1 protein-coding gene and 1 pseudogene are annotated in these 1,064 nt (G+C 75.9%); both read right to left on the bottom strand.

The window, feature by feature from the left end; translation table 11 throughout:
* Positions 1-2 precede the first annotated feature (2 nt).
* Complete coding sequence (locus tag CCN44_RS42275; protein WP_059250181.1) at positions 3-428, bottom strand: phage tail protein; 426 nt, start codon at positions 426-428, stop codon at positions 3-5.
* 56 nt (positions 429-484) lie between these two features.
* Positions 485-1,064 (bottom strand): annotated as a pseudogene (locus CCN44_RS42280) (hypothetical protein); the annotation flags it as partial.

Below are 1,064 nucleotides of genomic sequence, written 5' to 3' on the forward strand. Positions count from 1 at the left end.
GTTCAGGACGGACGCAGGCCCTCGTGGGCGATCTCCAGGGTCTCCACCGCCGGCTCGGAGCTGGACGGGTCGAAGGACGGCCCCTGCCAGCGCACCGGGACGATCCCGAACACCTGCCAGCTGATGATCCGGGTCAGGTCCGGTTTCAGCGCCACGATCTCGCCGTCCTTGGGCTCCACCCGCCTCAGCGTCTCGTCCAGCCAGCGGCCGATCTTCGCCGTGTCGGCGGTGACCGGCCGGGTGAGCGTGATGTTCGACCAGGTCACGCGTCCAGGCAGCTGCCAGGTGAAGCCGTTGTTGCCGCCCTCGGCGTAGCTCTCCATCTCGACCTCGGCGCCCATGCCCGAGCAGGTGTGGAAGGCGCCCAGGTCGTTGCCGCCGATCGCGAGCCGGAAGAACACGCTCGTCGCGAAGATGCTGTCCGTCATCCGTCCGTCATCCGTTCCATGACCTCATCCGTTCCGTGGCCCATCCGTTCCGTGGCTCAGCGGCGCCCGTCGTGGGGGCGGCCCGTGCGGTCCCGGCCGCGCCGCAGTTCGGCGCGGAGCAGCCGGGCCACCGGGTCGAGCAGGCGGCGCGCCAGGTCGTCCAGGTCCAGGCCGGGTTCCGGCGGCGGCTCGGCATGCCGGGCCGACCTCTGCGGGCTACGCGTGGGTGCCGCCTTGGCGGGCACGCCCGGGGATGCGCCAGGTGTGACACCCGACGTGACGACGTCACCGGCGCCGGTGCGCTGCACGGGAGCCGCCGCCCCGCCACCCGGTGCGGCGCTCTTCCGCCGGACCACGGGGACGGTGACCGCCGGAGCGGGCGCGGACACGGCCGCCGGGCGGTCCGTGAGCGGCGGCGCCTGCGGGGCGGTCACCGGCAGGGGCCTCGCCGGTACGGCCGCGGGTGTGCCCGCACGGGGCGGTGCGGGGCGGACGACCGGGACGCGCTGAACGGGGGCCGCGGGCACGGTGGTTCCGCCGCCCGGCTCCCGTGGTCCGCTGCGGTCGGCCGCGGCCCGCTGGACGCCGGGCACCGCCGGCGCGGCCGGGGGCTGAGGGGGCGCCGGGCGTACGGGG

This window comes from Streptomyces tricolor, assembly GCF_002155905.1.
GTDB lineage: Bacteria > Actinomycetota > Actinomycetes > Streptomycetales > Streptomycetaceae > Streptomyces > Streptomyces tricolor.